Source organism: Streptosporangium vulgare (assembly GCF_042428775.1).
Classification (GTDB): domain Bacteria; phylum Actinomycetota; class Actinomycetes; order Streptosporangiales; family Streptosporangiaceae; genus Streptosporangium; species Streptosporangium vulgare.
This window is the reverse complement of record NZ_JBHMBS010000015.1, coordinates 85,586-105,454: the sequence shown is the minus strand read 5'-3', so window position 1 is coordinate 105,454 and position 19,869 is coordinate 85,586. Positions and strand designations below refer to the sequence as shown.

The following is a 19,869-nucleotide window of genomic DNA, read 5'->3' as shown; positions in this document are numbered from 1 at the left end:
ACCTCGTGTTCACTGCGCGGAACGCGCCTGGGTCACCCCACCTCGGCCGTTCCTCGCGCCCCGGCCGCCCCGGCCGCGGTCCGGCAGGCCGCGAGGAAGAGGGCGAGCGCGCCGAGGACGAGGATCACCTGGCCGGCCAGGTTGGCGGTGTTCGCGGTGCCGTGCAGCATGAGCAGGAGGAAACCGCCGAACCCGTAGGTCAGCAGCGCGCCACCCGCCAGCGCGAGCCGGTGCGCGGCGCCCCAGCCGTCGCGTCGCGACCACCGGCCGATCACGACCGTCGCCCCGGCGAGCAGCGCGACGCCCGCGGCGGTCCCCCACCAGTCCTCGGGGCGGAGGAAGAACGCCGCGGACGCGACGAACCCCGCCGTCCCCACCAGCCAGGGTCGCGGCGGCAGCCCGTCCGTCACCGGGCCGGGACGCCGTCCGGCCAGGAACGCGACGGCGACCAGGAGCACGACCACGACGGCGGCGCCGATCCGCTGCGGCGGCGACGCCATGAATCCGCTCTCGTCGCGTATGCCGCCGAAGAGGACGAGGGAGCCGAGGACGAACACCACGCAGGTGATGATCAGGCCGGGTATGCCCAGCCAGGGGGTGGTGGCGCGGCGGGGCACCAGGGTCTCGACGAGGACGATCGGGACGCCGATGCTCCAGATGGCGTGTCCGGCGGTGAACCCCACGGCGTTGCCGGCGCTGAGACCCAGCGCCGGGATGAGGGTGGCGCCACGGGAGACGTCGTCCTCGAACAGCGGAGCGGGGTTGAAGAGGGTCTGGTCGATCAGGGCCGCCTCGAGCACGCCGTACGCGCACGCCAGCAGGAGGAGCGTCGGCCAGCCGCGCCCGGTGCGCCGGACCACCTCACGGATGATGATCGCACCGCCGCCGTACATCGGCGCGAGGATCACCAGGCCCCAGATCTCGGACGAGGCGACGTTGCCGAGCAGGTACTCGGCGACCAGCGGGGAGAGGAGGAACAGCCCGAGGGCGGGTGCGACGCGACGCGGCGTCCCGAGGCGTGCGCCGGGAGCCGCCTGATCCGCTTGGGTCGCCTGGGGCGTCTCAGATATCTGGGTCGTCCGGGCTGCGGGGCGCCGGCCGTCGGGAGGGTTTCCGGTCATGGCGGTGACGCTAGGTGCGGACCGCCCCCGCGCACATCGAACGCGGGAGCGGCCTTCACCCCCTCCTCCGGACGGAGCCCGGCCGCGCCTCTCCCTCCTCGGACGGAGACGGCGGCACGCGCCGGGCCGCTCACCCGTTCACCCGTTCACCCGCTTACCCAGGGACAAGTGATCCGTGGATAAGTGCGACATGGACCGGCATCGTGGCCTTTGCGACGCTTACTTCGACCGGAAATGCCCTTTGACCAGGGAGTTATCATGAAAGACGTGTCTGTGCCCGATCTGACCGGGAAGCTCGCCGTGGTGACCGGCGCGAGTGACGGTGTCGGCCTCGGCCTGGCCGTACGCCTGGCCCGGGCGGGCGCCGAACTCGTGCTGCCGGTCCGCAACCCCGTCAAGGGCGAGGCGGCCGTCGCGCGTGTCCGCGCGGCGGCTCCCGGAGCCGTGGTCTCCCTCCGCGAACTCGATCTGGCCTCGCTGGCCTCCGTGGCGGCGCTCGCGGAGAAACTGAACGCCGAGGACCGGCCGATCGACATCCTGATCAACAACGCCGGCGTCATGTCACCGGCCACCCGGCACACCACGGCCGACGGCCTGGAGCTGCAGTTCGGCACGAACCACATCGGCCACGTCGCGCTGGTCGGCGGGATCCTGCCGCTGCTGCGCGCCGGCCGGGCCCGCGTCACCACCATGTCGAGCAGCGCCGCCCGCAACGCCAGGATCGACTGGGACGACCTGCAAAGCGAGCGGAAGTACTCCCCGATCCGTTCGTACGGGCTGTCGAAGCTGGCCAACCTGATGTTCGGCCTGGAGCTCGACCGGCGCAGCCGGGCCGGCGGCTGGGGCCTCGTCAGCAACGTCGCGCACCCCGGCACGACCCTGACGAACCTCTACGCGTCCGGCCCCAACCTGGGCCGCGAGCGTCCCTCGCCGCTTGAGGCGATCATGACGCGGCTCTCCCGGGTGGGCCTGTTCGTGCAGACCGTCGACAGGGGCGCCCTCCCCGCCCTGTACGCGGCCACCGACCCGCGGGCGCAGGGCGGCCGCTTCTACGGACCCGACGGCTTCGGCCAGTTCACCGGGGGCCCGACCGAGCTGACCGTCTACAAACCGGCCCGTGACGAGGCCGCCGCGGCCCGGCTCTGGGACGTCTCCGAGCGGCTCGCCGGGGTCGAATTCGCCGCCGCCTGAAGATTTCGCGACGGCCGTTCCCGGAAAGGGGGACTCACCACATGGACAGGGCCGAGCTGGCCGAGTTCCTGCGCACCCGGCGGGAGGCGCTGCAACCCGAGGACGTCGGGCTGCCTCGCGGACGACGGCGACGCACCGGCGGGCTGCGGCGCGAGGAGGTCGCCGCGCTGTGCGGCATGTCCGCCGACTACTACGGCCGGATCGAGCAGCGACGCGGGCCCAAACCGTCCGAGCAGATGCTCGCCGCGATCGCCCGGGGACTGCACCTCTCGCTTGAGGAGCGCGACCACCTGTTCCGCCTCGCGGGCCACGCCACCCCGCGACGGGTCTTTCGCGGCGACCACATCAACCCCGGGATGATGCGCATCTTCGACCGGCTGGAGGACACGCCCGCCCAGGTGATGAGCCATCTCGGCGAGACGCTCAGGCAGACCCGGCTCGCGGTGGCGCTGATGGGCGACGAGAGCGTCCACACCGGGATGGCACGCAGCATGCACTACCGCTGGTTCACCGACCCGGCCGCGCGGCTGATCTATCCCGAGGAGGACCATCCGACGCACGACCGCCTCTTCACGGCCAGCCTGCGCGACGCGTACACCCGGGGCGGCAAGGGTTCGCGCGCGGCCGCGCTGGTCGACGCGCTGCTGGCGGCGAGCCCGCGGTTCGCCGGGATCTGGCACGAGCACCCCGTCCTGGGCCCGTTCTGCGGGGCGAAGCGCATCCTGCACCCGCGGCTCGGCCTGCTGGAACTGCACTGCCAGACCCTGGTCGATCCCGACCAGTCCCAGATGCTGCTGGTCTTCACCGCCGTACCGGGCAGCGAGAGCCACGAGAAGCTCCAGCTGCTCCCGGCCGTCGGCGACCTGCGCGCCTGATCCACCCCCGCGCGTCTGACCCGCCCCCGTCAGGGCTGTCCGGAGGACCTGGACCTCGTTCAGCCGGAGCGCGGGCGCACGAGTCCCACGTCGTAGGCGAGCACGACGGCCTGGACCCGGTCGCGCAGGCCGAGCTTGCGCAGCACCGAGGAGACATGCGTCTTGACCGTGGCCTCGGTGAGCACGAGCCGTTCGGCGATCTCGGCGTTGGACAGGGCGAGCGCGACCAGCCGCAGCACCTCGACCTCCCGCCCGGTCAGCGAGCCGAGATCGGGCGGTGAGCCATCGGGATCGGGCAGGACGGTGACGAAGCGGTCGAGCAGCCTGCGGGTGACCGACGGCGCGAGCAGCGCGTCGCCGCGCGCCACCACGCGGATCGCCTCCACCAGCTCGGCGGGCCGCACGTCCTTGAGCAGGAAGGCGCTCGCCCCGGCGCGCAGGGCCGCGAACACGGACTCGTCGACGTCGTAGGTGGTCAGGACGATCACCCGGGCCGGACTCCCCGAGGCGACGATCCGCCGGGTCGCCTCCAGCCCGTCGACGCCGGGCATCCGCACGTCCATCAGGACGACGTCCGGCCTCAGCCGCTCGACCAGGGTCGCGGCCTCCCGGCCGTCCCCGGCCTCGCCGACCACCTCGAGATCCGCCCTGGCCTCCAGGATCATCCGGAAACCCCCGCGGACCAGCGCCTGGTCATCGGCGACCAGTACCCGGATGCTCATCGCACCGCCCGCAGCGGCAGGCGAGCGAAGGCACGGACGATCATCGCGACGCTCCCAACGGCAGGCGGGCGCGGACGCGGAACCCGCCGCCGGGTAGCGGGCCCGCGTCGAGAGTGCCGCCGAGCATCGCGGCGCGCTCGCGCATCCCCGCGATCCCGTGACCGGCACCACCGTCGCGCATCCCCGCGATCCCGTGACCGGCACCACCGTCGCGCATCCCCGCGGTCCCGTGACCGGCGCCGCCGTCGCCACTCCCCTCAATCCCCGGGGTGTCTCCACCCCCGCTCCCGCGCCCGTCGTCGAGAATGTCCAGTTCGAGCACCCCCGCGGCGGCCCTCACGGTCACCTCCGCGCGGCGGGCGCCCGCGTGACGCAGCGTGTTGGTGAGCGCCTCCTGGACGATCCGGTAGGCGGAGAGGTCGATCCCGGACGGCAGCGCACCGTCGGCGCCGATGCCCTCGCTGCGCACCGCGACCCGCAGACCGGCGGCGCGGAACGGCTCCACGAGCTCCCCGAGCCGGTCCAGTCCCGGCCCCGGAGTCGACTCCTCTCCCTCACCCGGCCGTACCACGGCCAGCAGCCGGCGCAGTTCCCCGAGCGCGTCGCGCCCCGCCGCCTCGATCGAGCGCAGCGCGGCGCGCGCCTGGTCGGGGCGTTCGTCGAAGACGTCGTCGGCGGCCGCCGCCTGCACCACGATGACCGAGACGCTGTGCGCGATCACGTCGTGCAGCTCCCGGGCGATCCGCGCCTGCTCCTCGCTGACCGCCCTGCGCGACTCCTGGTCGATCGCCACACGCCGGTTGCGCACGACCTCACCGAGCGCCCAGGCGACGACCGGGAACACCATCGCGAACTGCGCCTCCTCGCTGGAGGCGGTGAGGAAGTTCAGCGCGGTCAGCGCGAGCAGCGCCGCGAGCGCGGGCAGCGACACGCGGGGCGGCCGGACGGCGGCCAGCGAACCGAGCGCGACGAGGCCCGCGAACGGGAAGATCCCCTGCGGCGCGAGGAAGTGGACGAGGGCCCCTCCGGCGAGCGCGATCACCATCACCGGCACCGGATGGGAACGCCGCCACCACAGCGCCACGCCCTGCGCCGCACCCGCGATCATCCCCAGGATCACCAGCGGCCCGGCGCGCGGCACCACCTCGTCCATCACCAGGGCGACCAGATACAGCCCCACGACGAGCGAGACGGCGACGTCGGCGACCAACCGGAGTGGGCTGCGGGACGAACGGCGCACTTCCGGAGTATCGCAGATCGGTCACCGCCCCACCGCGAGCCCGAACGGTGTGAGGCGACGCGGACGGCGCACGACAAAGCACGGCGAAGCACGGCGAAGCAGGACGAAATTGAGCGAAGCAACGCGATGCGACACGATCAAGACACGACGTGATGTGACGCGATGCGATGCGAGCGAGTCAGCGACGGCGACGGCAGCGGCAGCGGCAGCGGCGAAAACCCATGGAGCCCTTTTCCGGATTTCTGTTGTCCCCGGCCCGCCCGCCGGTCTCCTGTACAGGAGCGAGCACGTCCGGACACCGGACACGACCGACAGGAAATCCGCGGTCCGGCCCATCCGGCACGCCTCCCGATACGCCGACAACGTCCGATCCCCACTTCCCGTACGAAGGACCCCATCCCTATGAGTGAGACTGTTCCGCGTGGTGTCGCAGCAGGTCGCACGGCTGGTCGTCACGTACGCCGCGCCGCGCTCGTCAGCGCGCTGGTGGCCGTCATGGGCGCCTCCGTGGTGCACGGCGCCCTCCCCGCGGGCGCGGCCGACGCGCCCGTGTCGCAGGGCAGGGCGGCCGTCGCCTCCTCGGCCGAGCGAGGCGACCTGTCCGCCGCGGCCGCGGTCGACGGCGACAGCGGCACCCGCTGGTCCAGCAAGTTCAGCGACCCCCAGTGGCTGCAGGTGGACCTGGGCAGGCCGACCGCGATCAGCAAGATCGTGCTGAACTGGGAGCGCGCCTACGCCACCGCGTTCCGGATCCAGACGTCCTCCGGCGGCGGCCAGTGGAAGACGATCCACAGCACGACCGCGGGCAAGGGCGGCGTGCAGACCCTCGACGTGTCGGCCACCGGCCGGTACGTGCGGCTCCACGCCACCAAGCGGTCCAGCCAGTACGGCGTCTCGCTCTGGGAGTTCCAGGTCTTCGGCAAGGGCTCGACCACCCCCGTGCCCAGCGCCACCCCCACCAGGCCGACCCCGAGTTCGAGTCCGAGCCGCACGCCGAGCCCCACCCCCAGCGCCACCCCGACCAGGCCGACCCCGAGCTCCACCCCGAGCGCCACTCCCAGCAAGACCCCGACCACGCCGGTCCCCGAGGTTCCTCCCACGGGAACCTCCGGCAAGAAGGGCGTGGGCGTGTGGCAGGCGCCCAACGTCAGCGCGGCCCTCGAAGCCTCCGGCGCGGACTGGTACTACACGTGGTCCACGAACCACAACGGCGTCACCACCCCCAAGGGGACGGAGTTCGTCCCGATGATCTGGGGAGCCGCCGGCGTCACCGACCAGAACCTCGCCCAGGCGAAGAACGCCGGTTCTCCCTACCTGCTCGGTTTCAACGAGCCGGACTTCGCCGAGCAGTCCAACATGAGCGTGGAGCAGGCGCTGTCACTGTGGCCGAGGCTCACCGCGACCGGCCTGAAGGTCGGCAGCCCCGCCGTCGCCTGGGGCGGTGACCGGGCGGGCGGCTGGCTGGACCGGTTCATGACCGGGGCGGCCCAGAAGAACCAGCGCGTCGACTTCATCACCCTGCACTGGTACGGCGGCGACTTCCGCACCGAGGCCGCGGTCGGCCAGCTCAAGTCGTACATCCAGGCCGTGTACGAGCGCTACCGCAAGCCGATCTGGCTCACCGAGTTCGCCCTGATCGACTTCTCGAACGGCGTCCGCTTCCCCACGGACGCGCAGCAGGCCGCCTTCGTCACCGCGTCCGCCAAGATGCTGGCCTCCCTGCCGTACGTGCAGCGCTACGCCTGGTTCGGCCTGCCCTCCTCCGACACCGAGCCCAACAGCGGCCTGTTCCGGAGCAACGGCGTCGCCACCCCGGCGGGCCGCGCCTTCCAGGCGGCCGAGTGATCTAGGTCATCGCCACGGACCCGGGCACGGGTCCGCGGCCTCCCCGCGGTCCGGCCCGCGCGAGTCCTGTCTCGCGCGGGCCGGACCCTTTTCGCCCACCGGTCCGGGTCCCGGGGCCGAGCCGTTCGACGGCGGCCCGATCAGGGATGACACGGCCGTGCTCTCCGCTCGCTACTCCTCCGCTCGACACGAAGGACTCTCGATACGAAGAAAAAGGGCAAAAACCCTATCTAGGTATGATTCGCGGGATCAGGTGATCCGATGTTCGCGTACATCCCACCATCTGTTGAGAGGATCATCCGCATGAACAGCCCCTCCCGGACCACGCGGCCGACCTTCCGCGTGGCCACCGTCGCAGACGTGCCCGCCCTGGTTCTCCTGGTCGACTCGGCGTACCGGGGGGAGTCGAGCCGCGCCGGATGGACGACCGAGGCGGACCTGCTGGGCGGGCGGCGGACGAACGCCGAGAACGTCACCGCCGAGCTGGAGAAACCGGGAAGCCACATGATCGTCATGGAGGCGGGAGACGAGATCGTCGCCTGCTGCCAGGTCGAGCATCGGGGCGAATACGCCTACTTCGGGATGTTCGCCGTACGCCCCACCCTGCAGGGCGGCGGCTTCGGCAGGGCGGTCCTCGCCGAGGCCGAGCGCTTCGCCCGCGACACCTGGGGCGTGGGCGAGATGCGCATGACGGTGATCTCGGCGCGCGAGGAGCTCCTGGCCTGGTACGTGCGCCGCGGCTACACCCGCACCGGCGAGATGATCCCCTTCCCCTACGACGACGAGACCGTCGGCATGCCGACCCGGGACGACCTGGAGATGGAACTCCTGGTCAAGAAACTCGGCTGAACGAGAGGCCGCGCCTCTCCAAACGGGGAAGACCGGCCGTCGAGGGTCAGGTGTCGAGCCAGTCCAGCCACTCCCCGTGCGGCCCGGCCATCGCGACCGGCCTCCCGTCCAGCGCCGGAAGGAACGCCAGGCGGTCCTCGGGAAGGTCACGCCCGAGCCCGGCGAGCACCGAGGGCAGCCTGGGCGAGCCCTCGTTGGAGATCCACCGCACGGGCAGGCCCCGCACGGCCGCCACGAACCGGTCCCGTTCCCCCTCTTCCAGGTACGGCAGGACCGCGCTGTGGAACACGACCACCGTGGCCTCCCGCGGCGCCGAGGCGACCAGGTCGCGGAGGGTCTCGTTGAGATCGCCCTTGACCAGGTGGGGTGGGTCCTCCCGGACGATCCGGACGGCGCCGCGGAGCCGCGCCAGCCGCTCGTGCTGGCCCGGCCAGACCAGGCACTCCAGCCAGCGCGACGTCTCCTCCTCGCGCACGTCCAGGGGATTGAGGTCGAGACCGGCCCGCCACACCACCTCCGGCACCCGCGTGGGCACCGGAACCCTGCCGTTCGTGCGGCAGGCCAGCACGACGGGACTGTCCTCGGGACCGAGAACCGGCCGGTCGTCGTAGCGGTACCGGTAGCGGTCGGGGTAGAGGCACAGCCCCGCCGAGGCCCCCGCCTCGACCAGGGCCAGCGGCCCGGTGAGGCCCGCGAGCACCGGCAGCAGGGTCGCGCACCGCCCTGCCTCGTTGGTCTGCGTCCTGCGCGCGAGCACCGTCTCCCGCAACTCCGCCCAGTGCCGGACGACCCACTCCCGGAACCGGCCGAAGTCGGCGTGCGGGCCGCCGAGGAACCTCACCGAGGCCAGCAGCAGGTTCGGCTGCCGCTTGATCGGCGGCAGCCCGTCGATCAGGGCCAGCAGCCGCGCGTCGGCGGCGATCTCCAGCGCCAGGTCCTCGTACGCCGGGGAATGCCCCCGGACCTCCCGGACCGCGAATCTCCGGTACAGCTCAGCGGTGTCCAACCCTCTCCTCTCCCTCGCCTTCCTCGCCGGGATCGTCTCACGCGCCCGGCGAGAAGAGCCCCTTCCCGGCGGACGAACCGGCGGGTCCGCCCGTGACCGGCCCGTCGCGGAGGTAGCGTGGCAGGGATGAGCGAGCCCTATCCCGACCCCGCCGCCTGGTACGCCACCCTGCCCAGCGTGTTCGTCTCGGCCTGCATGCTGCTCACCGACCCGGAAGACCGCGTCCTGCTGGTCAAGCCCAACTACCGGCCCGGCTGGAACTTCCCCGGCGGGATCGTCGAGGAGGGCGAGGCGCCCCACGACGGCGCCATGCGCGAGGTGGTCGAGGAACTCGGCGTGTCCGTCAAGGCGGGTGAGCTGCTCGTGGTCCACTGGACGCCACCGGCGAAGGACCGCCCTCGCGGGCTGATCAACTTCATGTTCGACGGCGGTGTCCTGGAGGATCCCGCCCGCATACGGCTGCAGGCCGAGGAGCTGGACGAGGTGGCGTTCCTGCCCTGGGACACCGCGGCTCCCCTCCTCCCGGCGCACATCGCGCCCCGCCTCGCCGCCGGGCGCCTGGCCCGCGAGAACCAGTCCCCCGTCTACCTGCCGGGCGATCTCCCGGGCGCCGGCGGCTGAGAAACCCGATCACGGGCTCCACGGAGATCTGACCTGGGATTTAAGGCGATAAAACGGGTAGGGCCGCGGTATGACCGAAACACCCCCAGACCGCGTGGGTCTGAGTGACGAGCAGGCGATCGAGGTCGAGGAGTGGACCGACGACCTCGGTCTCAACCACGAGATCGTCGAACACGACGACGAGCACCAGGACACCCTCGACGAGCGCCTCCGGCGCGAGGCACCGGACCGCGAGCGGGTCCCGCGCGACGGGACCCGCCTGGTGGCGCCGGACGAGGGGCTGAGCCCCGACGAGACCTCCGAGGAGTACGCCTCGGAGGTGGGCCTCGACGACGGCGACCTGTCCGCCGAGGAGCGCGCCGTCCACATCGAGCCCGACATCGAGTACCGCGAGACCTGAGAGTCCCTCCGGGGATCCCGGCACCTCGCGAACCGATCACGAATCACCGGGCGCGTCCCGGGCCTCACCGGCACGACGAGGCCCGGGGCGAACGGCCCCGCGTCCGCACACCGGCACACCGGAACACACACCGGCACATCGGAACGGCTCCCCGCCCCACCCCCGCACGCCGGAATGATCGCCACCCCCGCACCCCGCGCGCCGGGACGATTTCCCTCCCGTCCCCCGCACGCCGGAACGGCTTCCCGGCCCGAACCCCGCACGCCGGAACGGTTCCCCCTCCGCGCACCCGTGGCGCCCCCTCCGCGCCTCCCCGCGCGCCGTACGTCACCCCCAACCCCGGGCACGCTCCGCACCTCCCAACACCACCCTGGGAGCATTGACAGAAACTTGTTGGAAACATAAACTCGGGCCCGTCTGGAAAGCGCTTTCCTAGCGCCTCGCCGGGAAGCGCCCCACCCGCTGGAAGGTGGCGATGCCATAGCAGCGCACTGACCCGAGCCCCCTTTCTCCCGAGTGCGGTGACCACTCCCGCCTCACCTCCCACGGCGCGCCGCGCGGCCTCACCCCACGGGCGGACCGGCCCGGCGAGACGACGACCGCCGCGCGGTGGGAACGCACCGCCTCCCCACGCGACCCGCGCACCGTTTCCGTGCCGGAAATCCGTACTGGAGTCCGTACCGGAGATCCGCTTCGGAGACCGGGGACGGCGCGCCGACGAGCCGCGCACCGCGGACATCCCGTACTCCTCTCCCGGCTTAACGCTGCCGCCTGACCGCACGCCGCCGCGACCGCGACCGCGCGCAGAGAGCAGAGAACACGTGCCCCCCAGATCCACTCCCCCTCCACCGGCCCGATCCCTCCCCCCGGTGCCGCGTTCCGCCCCCGGGACCGGCCCGCGTACGGCACTCATCCTCACCGCCGTCACGCTCCTGATCTCCGCCCTGATCGGCCCGGCCGTGGCCGCGACCGGAACCACGCGGTACGCGGACCCGGTCAACGCCCAGATCGGCTTCTCCACCGTCAACGCCCTCGGCCAGAACGGCACCACCGGCGGCGCCGGAGGCCCCACGGTCACCGCGGCCACGACCGCGCAGTTCCTCGACTACATCGCCCGCCCCGGGCCGTACGTCATCCAGGTCACCGGCCGGATCACCCTGCCCACCGGCTCCAGCGACGGCATGCACAACGTCACGTCGGACAAGACGATCATCGGGGTCGGCGCGAACGCCGCGCTGGTCGGCGGCGGCCTGAACATCGGCCTGCCGGTCAGCGACTCCGTCACCTCGCCGCCCGCGAACGCCGTGCACAACATCATCATCCGCAACATCGCGTTCTCCGGCGCCACCGACGACATGATCAACGTGCAGATGTTCAGCCACCACGTCTGGATCGACCACAACGACTTCTCCAACGGGGACGACGGCGCGGTCGACATCAAGCGCGGCTCGGACTTCGTGACCGTCTCCTGGAACAGGTTCCACGACCACGACAAGACGCTGCTGCTCTCCCACGACGAGGACGCGGGCCCGCAGGACATCGGCCGGCTGCGCGTCACCTACCACCACAACTTCTTCGACGCCTCCGACCAGCGCCACCCCCGGGTGCGCTTCGCGGACGTCGTGCACGTCTACAACAACTACTACCGGGACAACAGCTACGGCATCGCGTCCACGTACAACGCCGGGGTGCTGGTCGAGAACAACTACTTCTACAGCGTCAACAACCCCGGACGGGTGGAGTTCAGCGGGGACCTCGGGCGCCTGGTCGAACGCGGCAACATCCTGGTCGACTGCAACCACGCCATCGAGACCCGGGGCACCGTGACCGAGCCGCGCACCTACTACTCCTACGGCGCGGATCCGGCCTCCGCGGTGCCGACCATCGTGCCCGCCGGTGCCGGCGTCGGGAAGATCTGATGGAGACGACGATGAACACCGGACACCGCCCCCACCGCCACCCCCGCCGCCACCGCTCGGCCGTCACCGCGATGCTCCTGGTCGCCGCGCTCGCCGGCACGGGTGGCGCCGCCGGCGCCGCCTCGGGTACGACCACCGCGAGAGCGGGGGAGACGGCGGGGAGGCTCGCCGCGGCCTGCACCGGCACGCCGACCGGCTTCGCCACCGTCAACGCCCTCGGCCAGAACGGCACCACCGGCGGCGCCGGAGGCCCCGTCGTCACCGTGACCACGGCCGCGGCCCTGAAGGACTACGTCGGCAGGGCCGGCGCGTACGTGATCCAGGTGTCCGGCCGCATCCAGGTGTCCGGCATGCTCACCGTGGTCGCGAACAAGAGCATCCTCGGCGTGGGCACGACCGCCGAGATCACCGGCGGCGGGCTCCAGCTCGGCTCGACGACCCGGCCGGGCAACAACGTGATCATCAGGAACATCCGGTTCACCGGCGCCGAGGACGACTCGATCAGCGTCACGAACAAGGCGCACCACGTGTGGATCGACCACAACGACCTCTCGGACGGCTACGACGGCCTGCTCGACATCAAGCGGGAGTCGGACTTCGTCACGGTCTCGTGGAACCACTTCCACCACCACAGCAAGTCGGCGCTGCTGGGCCACTCGGACAACTACACCGCCGACATCGGGAAGCTGCGCGTCACCTACCACCACAACTTCTTCGACGGCACCGACCAGCGCCACCCCCGGGTGCGCTTCGCCGACCCGGTCCACGTCCTCAACAACTACTACCGGAACAACGCGCTGTACGGCGTCGCGTCCACCGAGAACGCCGGGGTGCTCGTCGAGGGCAACTACTTCGAGAACGTCGCCCACCCGATCTACGTGGGCTACGACAAGAGCGGTCCCGGCCGGGTGGTCGAGCGGAACAACCGCTACGTCGGCTCCGGCACCCCCCAGACGGCCGGCACCGTCGTCGAGCCGCGCACGTACTACCCGTACACCGTCGACGACCCCGCGACCGTCCCGGCGACCGTGTCCGCCGGCGCCGGTGTCGGGAAGATCGGCTGCTGACCCCCTCCCCCGGGTAGCCGCCCGCCGGACTCCCCCCACCGGCGGGCGGACACCCCCTCCCCTCCGCACCTCCCTCGGAACCCTCCCCCGCACCTCCCTCGGAAGCTCCCCGGCACTCCCCTCGCCCCCTCCGGAACTCCCCGGAACTCCCCGGAAGATCTCCGGAACTCCCCCTCGAAACTCCCCTCGCGACTCCCCGGAAGCTCCCCGGAAACCCTCCGGAACGCCCGTCCCGGGAGGCCCGCGAAGGCTTCTCCACCAGGAAGGCAGACACCATGCCACACATCACCGCCGATCACGCGACCAGACGGGGTACGGCCCTGCGCGCCGCCACCGCCGCCGTCTCCGCGGCCCTGCTCGCCGCCGCCCTCTCCGCGACGCCGGCCGGCGCGGGTGCCGCCACCGGGACCGCCGAGGCGCTGGGCACCCCGGTCGGCTTCGCGTCGGTCAACGCCCTCGGCCAGAACGGCACCACCGGCGGCGCGGGCGGGCGGACGGTCACCGTGACCGACGCCGACACGTTCCTGGAGTACATCGACAGCAAGGAGACGCTCGTCATCCGGGTCGCGGGCACCATCGCGATCACCAGCAAGCAGGGGGTCCGGCCGAACAAGACCATCATCGGGGTGGGCACCTCGGGTCACATCACCGGCGGCGGCCTTGACTTCTACCGGTCCTACAACGTGATCGTGCGCAACATCCGGTTCACCGAGGCCGAGGACGACGCGATCAACGTCGGCCAGCAGTCACACCACATCTGGATCGACCACAACACCTTCTCCGGCGCGGTCGACGGCTCGATCGACGTGGTGCGCGGCGCCGACTACGTCACCGTGTCGTGGAACCACTTCGACCACTCCGACAAGAGCATGCTGATCAGCCACTCCGACGGCGCCGCGGGCACCGACGTCGGCCACCTCAAGGTGACGATCCACCACAACTTCTTCGACAACAGCCGTCAGCGCCACCCGCGCGTCCGCTTCGGCGAGCCGGTGCACGTCTTCAACAACTACTTCCTGGGCAACGAGCTGTACGGGGTGGCCTCGACGGAGAACGCCGGGGTGGTCGTGGAGGGCAACTACTTCCAGGACGTACCCCACCCGCTCTTCTCGGCGAGCGGCTACGCCGACAGCGGCCCCGGACGGGCGGTGCAGCGCAACAACGTCTACGTGAACTCGGGAACCCCCGAGACCTCGGGCACCGTCGTCGAGCCGCGCACCTTCTACGCGTACACGGTCGACGCCCCCGCCGGCATCCCGTCGGCGGTGCGCTCCGGCGCCGGCGTCGGCGCGCAGTGGGGAACTCCCTGACCTCCTCCGTACGACATGGGTCCGTACGGCATAGGACGGTCAGCGGGTGAGGGCGGCGACCAGGGCGTGCAGGTCGTCGACGACGTGATCCGCCTCGGCGGCCTGGGGGCGCTCCGCGTGCAGGTGCCCCCAGGGTCCCCGCCGGATCAGCGCGGTCCGCATGCCCGCCGCCCGCGCGGGGAGCACGTCGTTGTCCAGCCGGTCGCCCACGTAGAGGATCTCGCCGGGCTCGCGTCCCGACACCGCGACGACCCTGGCGAAGAACTCCGGGGCGGGCTTGGCGACGCCCCAGCCGTCGGAGGTGTGTACCGCGTCGACGGGCAGGTCCATCGCGACGAGCGCGTCGCGCGCCTGCGGCGGCTGGTTGCCCGCGATGATGAGCTCGTGGCCGAGGTCGCGCAGCGCCGCCAGGGCGGGCCGCACGTCGGGATAGAGGTCGTCGGCGTCGAAGTCGACCCGCAGCCCGTCCGGGTCGTCGCGCCGCCACGCCTCCTGCTCGGCCTCGACGTCGAAACCGGGCCGCAGGAGCCGGAAGGCGTCCTCGAACGACCTGTCGAGCGCGGCCATGCCGCCGAGCACGCCGAGCATGGTGAACCGGGTGACCCCCAGCCGGTCGGCCCAGCGCGACCAGATGCGCGTCTCGTCGATCAGCGTCTCACCCACGTCGAACACCAGCGCCCTGACCACGGTGCCTCCCTTTCCGTTCAAGCTTCCCGATCGTAGCCCGGCCCGCCGAGGCGACCCCGGGCGGGACCGCCGAGTGCCACGCGCTCTCGTACGGGCGCGCCAGAACGTCACAGAGCATGATCGGGCACCCACGAGAAAGCCGTACGCTCCCGGACGCCACACCGGCCGACACCTCTCCAGCGGGCCGACCATAACCACAGGGCATGTGCTCCACGTCCGGACACGCTCGCATGCGACACTCAGAGTGCCCGTCCGGATACGAAGGGATACAAGGTCGATGGTGATGACAGCGTCTCAGCGATCCGCCCAGCGCGCCGCGCCCCAGCCACCCGCCCAGCCCGCCGCTCCGGAAGACCGGCCACTCCCTCGGACCCCGAGAGAGATCTTCGAGTCCCTCCCCCCCGTCCGCGGCCTCCGGGCCGAAGTCATCGACGGGAACCTGATCGTGAGTCCTTCCGCGACCCCCCGCCACGCACGCATAGCCAGATCCCTCAGCAGAGCGCTGATTCCCGTGGAGGACGAGAACGGCTGGGAAAGCTTCTCCGGTGACGTCGACATCTGCGTCGAAGGTCCCCGTGACACCATCGTCCCCGACTACTGCCTGGTCCCCCTGGACGCTCCGCTATGGGGCGAGCGCGAGATCCTCTCCTCGGGGCTCGTCCTGGTGGCGGAGATCGTCTCACCCGGGAGCATGGAGATGGACCGCGCCACGAAGCCCAGGATCTACGCGGGCTGCGGCATCCCGATCATGCTGATCGTCGATCCGGTCGCCTCCCCGCCGACGGTCACGGTCCTCAGCGACCCGGAGGACGGCAGCTACCGGACCATGACCCACACCGAGACGGGCAAGCCGCTCCGGATCCCCTCCCCCGTCGACTTCGACCTCGACACCTCGATCTTCCTGTAGTCCCTCTCCCCGGCGGAGCTCAGAGTTTCTCCATCGCCTTGCGGATGCGCTTGTCGGAGATCGAGTACGGGGTGCCGAGGGTCTGGGCGAAGTAGCTGACCCTGAGCTCCTCGATCATCCAGCGGATCTGGCGGACGTCGTCGTCGGAGCGGCGGGCCGGGGGGAGCTTCTCGACCAGCTCGTGGTAGTCGTCCTCGATGTCGTGCACCTTGTCCATCCGCTCCCCGTCGCGGAACGCGTCCTCGTGGACCTTCTCCAGCCGCCGCTCGGCCCCCTTGAGATAGCGGAGCAGGTCGGGCAGGCGCCTGTAGCCGGTGTCGGTGACGAAACCCGGGTAGACGAGGTTCGCCACCTGGTCGCGGATGTCCTCGATCGCGGGGGTGGAGCGCGACTCCGGCAGCAGGTTCGAGACGGTGTGCCAGACCTTGAGGATGCTCTCGACCCTGGCGACCACCTCGGCGGTGGTGTCGAACAGCTCGGCCCTGACCTTGTCGTGCAGGGCGGAGAAGGCCGACTCGTCCCAGACCGGACCGCCGTGCTCGATCATGAGGTGGTCGGCGGCGCAGGCGATGCAGTCGTCGAACAGCGCGGTGGCACCGGCGTGCGGGCTGCGGCTCAGGGCGAGCTTGGACTGGTTGCCGAGGCGGCCGAGCACCCATTTGGCCGGTGAAGGGGTGTTGAGCAGCAGCAGCCTGCGGGTGCCCTCCCACATCGCCCGGCGCTGCTCGGCCTCGGTCTCGAACATCCGTACGGCCACGGTGGCGCCCTCGTCGGCGAGCGCCGGGTAGGCCTTCATCCTGCGCTGCTCGAACGTCTTGGGCAGCGCGCCCACGGTCCATCCCGTCAGGCCGGACCTCTCCAGGCCGTCGGCGGCCTTGGACAGGGTCTGGCGGAGCTTGGGGGCGAGCCTTCGTTTCAGGTCGGCCAGGTCCTTGCTCTCGGCCAGCTTCTGCTTGCGGCCGTCGATCACCCGGAAGGTGATCTTGAGGTGGTCGGGGACCAGGTCGGGCTGCCAGGCCTCGCGCGGCACCTGGACGCCCGTCAGGTTCAGCAGCTCGCGTTCCAGCACCGCGAGCAGCGGCTCCTGGGTGGGCTCGGCCCGCTCCAGTGCCTTCTTGGCGTAGTTGGGGGCCGGGACGAAGTTACGCCTGACCTGCTTGGGCAGGCTCCGGATGAGCGCGGTGAGCAGCTCCTCGCGCAGCCCGGGGATCTGCCAGTCGAAGCCCTCGACGTTGACCTGGTTGAGCAGCGCGAGCGGGATGTGCGCGGTGACGCCGTCGGCGTCGGTGCCGGGCTCGAACTGGTACGTCAGGGGGAAGCGCAAACCGCCCTGGCGCCACACGTCGGGATAGTCGCGCCGGCTGACGTCGCCCGCCGTCTCGCTGATCAGCATCGACTTCTCGAAGCTGAGCAGGTCGGGCTGTCCGGTCCTGGCCTTCTTCCACCAGGAGTCGAAGTGGCGCCCGGAGACGACGTCGGCGGGGACGCGCTGGTCGTAGAAGTCGAACAGCGTCTCGTCGTCGACGAGGATGTCGCGGCGCCGGGCCCGCTCCTCCAGCTCCTCGACCTCTTCGAGCAACCTGCGGTTCTCCCGGAAGAAGGCGTGGTGGGTCTCCCAGTCGCCCTCGACCAGGGCGTGCCGGATGAACAGCTCCCGGCTCAGCTCGGGGTCGATGCGGCCGTAGTTGACCTTGCGCTGGACCACGATCGGGACGCCGTACAGGGTGACCTTCTCGTAGGCCATCACCGAGCCCTGCTTCTTCTCCCAGTGCGGCTCGGAGTAGGTGCGCTTGATCAGGTGCTGGGCGAGCGGCTCGATCCACTCGGGTTCGATCTTGGCGTTGACCCGGGCCCAGAGCCGGGAGGTCTCCACCAGCTCGGCGGACATCACCCAGAGCGGCTGCTTCTTGGCGAGCGCGGAGCCAGGGAAGATCGCGAACCGGGCGTTGCGGGCGCCGACATACTCCGTGAACGGCCTACGCGGCTCCGTCATCGGCCTGCGCGGCTCGTTCGGGGGACGACGGCCACCGCCGCCGGCGTCGGCGGTCTTCTTGTCGATGTCCTTGACGCCGACGTGCGACAGCAGGCCCGACAGCAGGGAGACGTGGATCTTCTGCTCGTCACCGGGGGTGCCGTTGAGGGTGACGCCCAGGGTCTTCGACATCTGGCGGAGCTGGCCGTAGACGTCCTGCCACTCGCGGACGCGCAGGTAGTTGAGGAACTCGGCCTTGCACAGCCGCCGGAACGCGCTGGACGACAGCTCCTTCTGCTGCTCCTGCAGGTATTCCCACAGGTTCAGGTACGAGACGAAGTCGGACTCCTTGTCCGCGAAGCGGCGGTGCTTCTCGTCGGCGGCCTGCTGCTTGTCGGCCGGTCGCTCGCGCGGGTCCTGGATCGACAGGGCGGAGGCGATGACCATGACCTCGCGGACGCAGCCGTTGTGGTCGGCCTCCAGCACCATGCGGGCCAGGCGCGGGTCGACCGGGAGCCCGGCCAGCTTGCGGCCGAGCGAGGTCATCTGCCTGGCCTGGTCGAAGGCGCCCAGCTCCAGCAGCAGGTCGTAGCCGTCCCTGACCTGGCGCTGGTCGGGCGGCTCGACGAACGGGAAGGCCCCGATGTCGCCCAGGCCGATCGAGGTCATCTGCAGGATGACCGAGGCGAGGTTGGTGCGCAGGATCTCCGGGTCGGTGAACTCCGGCCGGGTGACGAAGTCGTCCTCCTCGTACAGCCGGATGCAGATGCCCTCGGAGACGCGGCCGCAGCGGCCCTTGCGCTGGTTGGCCGAGGCCTGGGAGATCGCCTCGATGGGCAGGCGCTGGACCTTGGTGCGGTGGCTGTAGCGGGAGATCCTGGCGAAGCCGGGGTCGACCACGTACTTGATGCCCGGCACGGTCAGCGAGGTCTCGGCCACGTTGGTGGCGAGCACGACCCGGCGGTTGCCGTGCCGCTGGAAGACCCGGTGCTGCTCGGCGGCGGACAGCCTGGCGTACAGCGGCAGGATCTCGGCGTCCTTGCGCTTGGACAGCGCCTCGGCGGTGTCGCGGATCTCCCGCTCGCCGCTGAGGAAGACCAGGATGTCGCCGGGTCCCTCCGCGCACAGCTCGTCGACGGCGTTGCCGATCGCCTGGATCTGGTCGTCGTCCTCGGCGATCGGCCGGTAACGCACCTCGACGGGGTAGGTCCGGCCGGAGACCTCCACGATCGGCGCGTCGCCGAAGTGCTTGGAGAAGCGCTCGGGGTCGATGGTCGCCGAGGTGATGATCACCTTCAGGTCGGGGCGGCGCGGGAGCAGCTGCTTGAGGTAGCCCAGGATGAAGTCGATGTTGAGGCTGCGCTCGTGCGCCTCGTCGACGATCAGCGTGTCGTACTGGTCGAGGTCGCGGTCGTTCTGCAGCTCGGCCAGCAGGATGCCGTCCGTCATGACCTTGACGAGGGTGCCGTCGCTCACCTGGTCGGTGAAGCGCACCTTGTAGCCCACGGCGTCGCCGAGCGGGGTGTCGAGCTCCTCGGCGACGCGCTCGGCCACGGTACGGGCGGCGATGCGGCGGGGCTGGGTGTGCCCGATCAGGCCCCGCACGCCCCGGCCCAGCTCAAGACAGATCTTCGGCAGCTGGGTGGTCTTGCCGGAACCGGTCTCTCCGGCGACGATCACGACCTGGTTGTCGCGGATCGCGGCAAGGATGTCGTCCCTGCGCTGGCTGACCGGCAGCGCCTCCGGATAGGTGATCGCGGGGACACCGGCGCGACGCTGGGCGACCCGCCGCTCGGCCCGCTCGATGTCGGAGGTGATCTCCGCGGCGATCTTCTGCTGCGCGGCGCGGTTTCTGACCCTGCGGGCCCCGTCGAGCCTGCGACGGAGCCGCCGCTGGTCACGCAGCGTGAGCTCGGGCAGGCGCACGTGCAGGTCGGAGAGAGGCGATGTCAAAGGAGGCGTTCCCATACTGAACCCAGGATACTTTCGGCCCACGTGTGCAGGCCCACCCGCCGCCGTGAAGGCGTGTGAGGCTCCACACCTGAAGGCCCCTGTGTGAAGGCCCGACCGCCCATGCTGCCCGACCCGCCGCTCCGCCGCATCCTAATATCCGGCCGTACGGTATCCGGCCGTACGG

16 protein-coding genes are annotated in these 19,869 nt (G+C 71.1%); 10 read left to right on the top strand and 6 right to left on the bottom strand.

All coding sequences use genetic code 11. The annotated features are described in order from the left end of the window. Positions 1 to 32: 32 nt before the first annotated feature. The gene (locus ACFFRH_RS28025; protein ID WP_386160752.1) at positions 33 to 1,121 is read right to left on the bottom strand and encodes an AF_0692 family protein; all 1,089 of its coding nucleotides are present in this window, start codon (positions 1,119 to 1,121) and stop codon (positions 33 to 35) included. Positions 1,122 to 1,379: 258 nt separating this feature from the next. On the opposite strand from ACFFRH_RS28025, the gene ACFFRH_RS28020 reads away from it, so the two are divergent. Together ACFFRH_RS28020 and ACFFRH_RS28015 are read left to right on the top strand one after the other, a co-directional pair. Continuing rightward, a complete protein-coding gene (locus ACFFRH_RS28020; RefSeq protein ID WP_386160750.1) occupies positions 1,380 to 2,312 on the top strand; it encodes an SDR family oxidoreductase in 933 nt (310 codons plus the stop codon). Positions 2,313 to 2,353: 41 nt separating this feature from the next. After that, positions 2,354 to 3,187, top strand: a complete 834-nt coding sequence (locus ACFFRH_RS28015) for a helix-turn-helix transcriptional regulator (RefSeq protein ID WP_386160748.1) — start codon at positions 2,354 to 2,356, stop codon at positions 3,185 to 3,187. A 59-nt stretch (positions 3,188 to 3,246) separates the two neighbouring features. On the opposite strand, the gene ACFFRH_RS28010 is transcribed toward ACFFRH_RS28015, so the two are convergent. Both ACFFRH_RS28010 and ACFFRH_RS28005 read right to left on the bottom strand, forming a co-directional pair. After that, positions 3,247 to 3,909 (bottom strand): response regulator, encoded by a 663-nt coding sequence (locus ACFFRH_RS28010; protein WP_386160745.1) that lies wholly within the window; start codon positions 3,907 to 3,909, stop codon positions 3,247 to 3,249. A gap of 40 nt (positions 3,910 to 3,949) precedes the next feature. Further along, positions 3,950 to 5,149 carry a sensor histidine kinase gene (locus tag ACFFRH_RS28005; RefSeq protein WP_386160743.1) on the bottom strand — a complete coding sequence of 400 codons (1,200 nt, stop codon included), beginning with the start codon at positions 5,147 to 5,149 and terminating at the stop codon, positions 3,950 to 3,952. 402 nt (positions 5,150 to 5,551) lie between these two features. On the opposite strand from ACFFRH_RS28005, the gene ACFFRH_RS28000 reads away from it, so the two are divergent. Both ACFFRH_RS28000 and ACFFRH_RS27995 read left to right on the top strand, forming a co-directional pair. Further along, positions 5,552 to 6,994 (top strand): glycosyl hydrolase, encoded by a 1,443-nt coding sequence (locus ACFFRH_RS28000; protein ID WP_386160741.1) that lies wholly within the window; start codon positions 5,552 to 5,554, stop codon positions 6,992 to 6,994. A 303-nt stretch (positions 6,995 to 7,297) separates the two neighbouring features. Further along, on the top strand, positions 7,298 to 7,843 hold the full coding sequence (locus tag ACFFRH_RS27995; RefSeq protein WP_386160738.1) for a GNAT family N-acetyltransferase: 546 nt from the start codon (positions 7,298 to 7,300) through the stop codon (positions 7,841 to 7,843). A gap of 46 nt (positions 7,844 to 7,889) precedes the next feature. On the opposite strand, the gene ACFFRH_RS27990 is transcribed toward ACFFRH_RS27995, so the two are convergent. Then, a complete protein-coding gene (locus ACFFRH_RS27990; protein WP_386160736.1) occupies positions 7,890 to 8,849 on the bottom strand; it encodes a DUF2332 domain-containing protein in 960 nt (319 codons plus the stop codon). 126 nt (positions 8,850 to 8,975) lie between these two features. On the opposite strand from ACFFRH_RS27990, the gene ACFFRH_RS27985 reads away from it, so the two are divergent. From ACFFRH_RS27985 to ACFFRH_RS27965, 5 genes are all read left to right on the top strand, one after another. Next, positions 8,976 to 9,470: an NUDIX domain-containing protein gene (locus ACFFRH_RS27985; RefSeq protein ID WP_386160734.1), complete on the top strand. Its 495-nt coding sequence runs from the start codon at positions 8,976 to 8,978 to the stop codon at positions 9,468 to 9,470. Positions 9,471 to 9,564: 94 nt separating this feature from the next. Next, positions 9,565 to 9,870 carry a DUF5709 domain-containing protein gene (locus tag ACFFRH_RS27980; RefSeq protein WP_386160732.1) on the top strand — a complete coding sequence of 102 codons (306 nt, stop codon included), beginning with the start codon at positions 9,565 to 9,567 and terminating at the stop codon, positions 9,868 to 9,870. Between the two features lie 869 nt (positions 9,871 to 10,739). Beyond that, positions 10,740 to 11,789 carry a pectate lyase family protein gene (locus ACFFRH_RS27975; RefSeq protein ID WP_386160730.1) on the top strand — a complete coding sequence of 350 codons (1,050 nt, stop codon included), beginning with the start codon at positions 10,740 to 10,742 and terminating at the stop codon, positions 11,787 to 11,789. A gap of 11 nt (positions 11,790 to 11,800) precedes the next feature. Beyond that, the gene (locus ACFFRH_RS27970) at positions 11,801 to 12,856 is read left to right on the top strand and encodes a pectate lyase family protein (protein ID WP_386160728.1); all 1,056 of its coding nucleotides are present in this window, start codon (positions 11,801 to 11,803) and stop codon (positions 12,854 to 12,856) included. A gap of 275 nt (positions 12,857 to 13,131) precedes the next feature. Next, positions 13,132 to 14,166, top strand: coding sequence for a pectate lyase family protein (locus ACFFRH_RS27965; RefSeq protein ID WP_386160726.1), 1,035 nt, complete (start codon positions 13,132 to 13,134; stop codon positions 14,164 to 14,166). 39 nt (positions 14,167 to 14,205) lie between these two features. On the opposite strand, the gene ACFFRH_RS27960 is transcribed toward ACFFRH_RS27965, so the two are convergent. Then, positions 14,206 to 14,841: an HAD family hydrolase gene (locus ACFFRH_RS27960; protein WP_386160835.1), complete on the bottom strand. Its 636-nt coding sequence runs from the start codon at positions 14,839 to 14,841 to the stop codon at positions 14,206 to 14,208. Between ACFFRH_RS27960 and ACFFRH_RS27955 the strand changes: the two genes are divergently transcribed. Next, entirely contained in the window at positions 14,732 to 15,760 is a 1,029-nt protein-coding gene (locus ACFFRH_RS27955; RefSeq protein WP_386160724.1) for a Uma2 family endonuclease, read from the top strand. The two genes, ACFFRH_RS27960 and ACFFRH_RS27955, sit on opposite strands and share 110 nt — an antisense overlap. A 19-nt stretch (positions 15,761 to 15,779) precedes the next feature. Here the strand turns inward: ACFFRH_RS27955 and hrpA are convergent, their stop codons facing one another. Beyond that, complete coding sequence (gene hrpA / locus ACFFRH_RS27950) at positions 15,780 to 19,700, bottom strand: ATP-dependent RNA helicase HrpA (RefSeq protein ID WP_386160722.1); 3,921 nt, start codon at positions 19,698 to 19,700, stop codon at positions 15,780 to 15,782. Positions 19,701 to 19,869: the final 169 nt, after the last annotated feature.